Below are 5,808 nucleotides of genomic sequence, written 5' to 3'. Positions count from 1 at the left end.
GTGTCTCCACCACTTTGCGGCAGCATGCCTTGTCCATGCGGTAGCTTCACCTACCGACCACCCAATAACATAGATGGACCCAAGAGCAGTGTCAAGCATTTGTCAAACCAGTGTTGCCGTCCTTGCCAGGACTGACAATGGCAAGGGTCTGCACGCAGTCGGTGCAGGCGCGAAATGAAATGTAAGGAGTGAATCCCTATGAAGATCGTGGCAGTCACGGCCAACCCCGAACCCAAGAGTCTGACCGATGCGGCAGGCAATGCCCTGCTGGACGGGGCGGCCGAGGGCGGGGCTCGCACCGAGTTGATCGACCTTTGCGCCGAGGGGTTCAATCCCGTCTTCGGCATGGAGGACAGGACCCACTACCTGGGCCAGGGACCCATGCCCGAGGATGTTGAGGCCATGCAGGAGCGCATCAAGGATGCGGACGTGCTTGCCCTGGTCTTCCCCGTCTACTGGTACAGCATGCCGGCCATCATGAAGGGCTTCATCGACCGCGTCATCTGCCGGGGCTTCGCCTATAACGCTGATGGAACCCCGGGAGCCCTGGCCGGGCGCCGGGTGGAGCTGATTATGCTGACCGGCGGGGATAAGGAATGGTACCAGTCCAGCGGCATCGATGAGGCCCTGGACAATCAGCTGCGCAGGCAGACCTTCCTCAAGTACTGCCAGGTTGCGCAGGTGGAGACCATCTATGTGGACAATCTGGACTCGGGCAACGACGAGCAGCAGGCGCGGGAGGCTGCTGACCGGCACCTGGTGGCCCTGGCCCTCAAGGGCCGTCAACTGGCCGCAGGGACCGAGCCCGGAGCGGACCAGGACGCTCAGTGACGCTCAGCATCGGGTTCGTCTTCGATGACACCCTGGATGTGTTTGACGGGGTCCAGCAGCACATGCTGACCCTGGGACGGGAGCTGGGCAGGCGGGGCCACAGGATCCAGTACCTGGTAGGCCAGACCGCCCATCCGCCGGTTGACGGGGTTCACTCCCTGTCCCGCAATGTCATGGTCTCCTTCAATGGCAACAGGATGCGCATACCGCTGCCAGCGCCCAAGGCGCCCATCCGCCGGGTCCTGGAGGCCGGGCACTTCGACCTGTTGCACATTCAGGCTCCGTACAGTCCCTTCCTGGCCGGACGGGTTATCCGGGCCGCAGACCCGACAACGGCCCTGGTGGCCACCTACCACATCGCCCCCACAGGAAACCTGCAGTTGCTGGGCGGTCGGCTGCTGGGGATGATCAACCGAAGGACCCATAGACGCATCGACAGGGTCATCGCAGTCTCGCCTGTGGCGGCCAGTTATGCCCGGCAGACTGCCGGTGTGTCCAGCAGGGTGGTGGCAAACCCTGTGGACGTGGCTGCGCTGCGCCAGGCTCGTCAGGCCGCTGGCGACCAGGAGGTGGCGCGCCTGCACGGCCAGGGACCGCATCTGGTCTTTCTGGGACGGTTCGTGGCCCGCAAGGGGGCGGGGATCCTGCTTTCAGCCCTCCAGACGGGGGAGCGGGCCGGCATCCTGCCTGAAGGCCTGCATGTGACTATGGCCGGCAAGGGTCCACTGCTGGAGGATTGCCGTCGAAAGGCCGCCGTCCTGCGCACCCCGGTGGCCTTCCCCGGCTTTGTGGACGAGAAGGACAAACCTGCCCTCCTGGCCTCCTCCGACCTGACCGTTTTTCCCTCCACCGGAGGCGAGTCCTTCGGCATCGTCCTGTTGGAGGCCATCGCCTCGGGCACTGCTCCTGTGCTGGCCGGTGACAATCCTGGCTACCGGTCCACCCTAATGGGCGATGAGCGGGCTCTGGTCCCCGTCGACTCACCCAACACCCCCGAACTGCTGGCCCGGCGAATTGCCCAGGCCTTAGGGGACCCCTCATGGAGGCGGAACGTGCGCCATGACCAAATTGCGCTCATGGACCGCTACGACGTGACCGTGGTGGCCGATCAGGTGGAGGAGGTCTACCAGCAAGCCATTCAAGACCGCCGTCTCATGTAGGGTAGGTACATGTCATTCTTTGATTTCTTCGGTGCCATGTTCGACCCTGAGGGCGGTCCAGGCGGTCCAGGCCGGCGTCGCAATGAAGACGACCCGGTCATCCTGCACGTGCAAACCGATGGTGAGGGTCCTGGCCAGGGGGGCGGCGGCACGCCCCGCTTCCGCTTCTCCGGGCCGGGTGACCCTCGGCTGACTTCCCGCAGAAAGGGCAATGAAGGGCCTTCCCGGGGCTCGCGGATCCTGGCAGTGGTTGTGGCAGTCGTGCTGGTCGTCTTCCTGCTACTGTTCGCGCTCAGCCGCTTCATCACCGATGTCATGTGGTTCTCCCAACTGGGGGCGGCGCAGATAGTCTGGACCCAGCTGGGCATCAAGGTGGGCCTATGGCTGGCTTATGCACTGCTGCTGGCCGCGGTGACCCTGCTTTCGGCCATCCTGGCCATCCGCAGCCGTCCCGATTCGCCTGACGGGTCTACCATCAGGGTCAAGGGCGATCTGATTGAGGTAGGCAAGGGAGTTTCCTCACGCACGGCGCTGAAGGTGGCCGTGGTGGTCTCCCTGGTTGTTGGCGTATTCTTCGGCTTCCAGTTCAACGCCGACTGGAAGCAGGTGCTCCTGCTCTTCAACGCCCAGTCCTTCGGGGTGCGCGACCCCCAGTTCGGCCTGGATAACGGCTTCTATGTCTTCATCCTGCCTGGCCTGCAGCTGTTGGTCTCCTCCCTGCTTATGATGTTGCTGGCGGCTACGGTCTTCAGCCTGGTCACCAACTTCCTCATGGGTGGCATTCGCTTGACCATGCCCGTGCACGGCCGGGGCATTCTGGAGATGACCCGTTCCGCCCGCAGGCAGGTGGCCGTCTGGTTGATCCTGTTCATGCTGGTCTGGGCCGGCGATACGGCCCTGGGTGTCTTCGGCAGGCTGACCGAGGAGGGTGATCGGATCACCGGCGCCTCTTACACCTCGGTCAAAGCGGCCATCCCAGTGACCCTGATTATGGCCGTGGTCATAGCTCTGCTGGGCATAATTTTGGCCGTCTGGATTCTGAGGTCGCCCACCTTGGAACCCGGCCGTGTCCATGCAGGATCCCTGGGTTCGGCTGTCAAGCAGTGGAGGATTCCCGCTCTGGCTGTAGCCGTCACCATCGTTTTGTCCCTGCTGCTGACCGTTTTCTGGCCGGCACTTGTCCAGCGCTTCCGGGTCAACCCCAACGCTCAGGAGATGGAATCCGCCTACATTCAGCGCAACATCGCCGCCACCACCAAGGCCTATGGGCTGGATAGACTCAAGACCGAGGCCTATGACGCCACTACCGAGGTCCAGTCAGGTGCCCTCTCCCGGGATGCAGAGACTACCGCACAGATTCGTTTGTTGGATCCCCAGGTGGTTTCTCCCACCTTCCGCCAGCTGCAGCAGTCCAAGCAGTACTACACCTTCGAGGACACTCTGGCCGTCGACAAGTACGACATCGACGGAGTCAGCCAGGATACGGTCATCGGCGCTCGCGAGCTGGACTTGGAGGGCAACGACAACCGCAACTGGGTCAACGACCACACGGTCTTCACCCACGGCTACGGCATCGTGGCCGCCTACGGTAACAAGGTCACCCCGGACGGGCAGCCCGAATTCTTCGAGCAGGACATCCCCACCAAAGGCAAGCTGACCGACAGCCAGCACTACGAGCCGCGAATCTACTTCTCGCCCAACGCGCCCGAGTACTCCATCGTCGGCGCGCCCCAGGGCTCGTCAGGCTGGGAGTTCGACTATCCTACCGGTTCTAAGGGAGCCACCAACACCTTCAAGGGCAACGGCGGCCCCTCGGTGGGCAACTTCCTGGCCCGGGTCCTTTACGCCATCCGCTTTGGATCCGACCAGATCCTCTTCTCGGACCGCGTCACGCCCGACTCGCAGATTCTCTACAACCGCTCGCCCAAGGAGCGCGTGGCCCAGATCGCCCCCTATCTGACGCTGGACGGGCGCGTCTATCCGGCTGTGGTGGATGGCCGGGTCAAGTGGATCGTCGACGGCTACACCACCTCTGATGCCTACCCCTACTCACAGAAGGTAGACCTGGGGCCCATCACCCAGGACACGACCACCCTGAGCTCTGAGGCCGTCAAAGGCCTGGGCTCCCAGAAGGCCAACTACATCCGTAACTCCGTCAAGGCTACGGTCGATGCCTACGACGGCTCGGTGGATTTGTATGCCTGGGATGCCAAGGATCCGGTGCTCAAGGCATGGCAGAAGGTCTTCCCCGGCCAGTTCAAGCCGCTTTCGTCAATCTCCGGTGACCTGATGAGCCACATGCGTTACCCGGAGAGCCTGTTCAAGGTGCAGCGCCAGCTCCTGTCCCAGTACCACGTCAACTCGGCCAGCCAGTTCTTCTCCGGCGAGGACTTCTGGCAGACCCCCGTGGATCCGACCGGCACCAGCAAGGAGCAGAAGGCGGGGATCAAGCAGCCTCCCTACTATCTGACCCTGCAGACCCCGGGAACTGACAAGCCCGCCTTCTCGCTGACTTCCACCTTCATCCCCGCCGGTACCTCCACCAGGGAGATTCTGACCGGGTTCCTGTCTGTGGATTCCGACGCCGGGTCGACCAAGGGGGTGATAGGGCCGGACTACGGGACCATCCGGCTGATGGAGCTGCCCAAGAATTCCAATGTTCCCGGCCCGGGGCAGGCCCAGAACAACTTCAACTCGGATGCTGCGGTCTCGACCGAGCTCAACCTGCTCCAGTCCGGATCCACCAAGGTCAAACGCGGCAACCTGCTGACCCTGCCCATAGGCGGCGGACTGATCTACATCCAGCCGGTATACGTCCAGTCCAGCGGTGCCACCAGCTTCCCCCTGCTCAAGCGGGTTTTGGTGGCCTTCGGAGACAAGGTTTCTTCCTCAGCGACCTTGGATGCGGCTCTTGACAAGACCTTCCAGGGCAACTCGGGCGCATCGGCAGGCGATGCCGACAACACTGGACGCACCAATTCCAATGCTGACCAGAGTGAGCAATCCGATAAGGCCCCTGATAAGAACGCCGGGTCCGGCGGGTCATCGACCACAGGAGGACAGGCCCTGAAACATGCCTTGGACAAGGCCAACCAGGCCATGAGCGACGGCGATGCCGCCCTGAAGAAGGGCGACTTCAGCGCCTACGGCGAGGCTCAGAACCGTCTGCGCGAAGCTCTCAAGGAGGCCTCCGATCAGGAGGGCGGCAACAAGTGAGCGCCACCCCGTGCATTCGGCTCTGCCGTCGCGGGGACCTGGAGGCGGTCACCGCCATCTACAACCAGGCGGTCATGGATGGCGGTTCCACGGCGGATACGGCCCCGGTCAGCCTGGATCAGCGCTTGGAATGGTTACTGTCCCATGATCCGGACCAGGGCCATCCGGTCCTGGTCCTGGAGCAGGAGGGCCGGGTGCTGGCCTTCGGCTCCCTGTCGGCCTACTACGACCGACCCGGCTACCAGGAGACCTGCGAGCTGAGCTACTACGTGGACCGTGGCAGCCGTGGCCGTGGCCTGGGTGCCCTGATGGTCCATTCCCTGCTGGAGCGCGCCCAGCGGGAGGGCATGCGTCTGGCCGTGGCCATCATCTTCGATGACAATTCGGCCTCCAAGGCCCTCTTGCACCGGTTCGGTTTCAGCCGCTTCGGCCTTCTGCCCCAGGCAGCTTGGGACCGGTTCGTCTTGCATGATGTTTCCTACTGGAGCCTGTCCCTTGAGCGAAATGGGGTCGGGGAGCCTGTATAGAATCTCACCGTCCCGTTTGAGAGCAGGAGGTATCACCTACATGGCATCCGATTTCTGGCTGATAGCCGGACTGG

General features: G+C 63.1%; 4 protein-coding genes. All 4 read left to right on the top strand.

The genetic code is table 11. The features are described 5' to 3' along the window. Positions 1-198 precede the first annotated feature (198 nt). The 4 genes from AC0AP0_RS08025 to AC0AP0_RS08010 are packed head-to-tail and all read left to right on the top strand — an operon-like array spanning position 199 to position 5,734. Positions 199-831 (top strand): NAD(P)H-dependent oxidoreductase, encoded by a 633-nt coding sequence (locus AC0AP0_RS08025; protein ID WP_198208443.1) that lies wholly within the window; start codon positions 199-201, stop codon positions 829-831. Next, the gene (locus tag AC0AP0_RS08020; RefSeq protein ID WP_490430085.1) at positions 828-1,991 is read left to right on the top strand and encodes a glycosyltransferase family 4 protein; all 1,164 of its coding nucleotides are present in this window, start codon (positions 828-830) and stop codon (positions 1,989-1,991) included. Before AC0AP0_RS08025 ends, AC0AP0_RS08020 begins: the two co-directional genes overlap by 4 nt. 9 nt (positions 1,992-2,000) lie before the next feature. Further along, positions 2,001-5,207 (top strand): UPF0182 family membrane protein, encoded by a 3,207-nt coding sequence (locus tag AC0AP0_RS08015; RefSeq protein WP_490430084.1) that lies wholly within the window; start codon positions 2,001-2,003, stop codon positions 5,205-5,207. Next, the gene (locus tag AC0AP0_RS08010) at positions 5,204-5,734 is read left to right on the top strand and encodes a GNAT family N-acetyltransferase (protein WP_261252494.1); all 531 of its coding nucleotides are present in this window, start codon (positions 5,204-5,206) and stop codon (positions 5,732-5,734) included. The genes AC0AP0_RS08015 and AC0AP0_RS08010 overlap by 4 nt, the downstream gene beginning before the upstream one ends. The last annotated feature ends 74 nt before the right edge of the window (positions 5,735-5,808 follow it).

It is taken from the genome of Bifidobacterium sp. POST2/T3 (B1), assembly GCF_058197115.1.
This window is presented reverse-complemented; position numbering and strand designations above follow the sequence as displayed.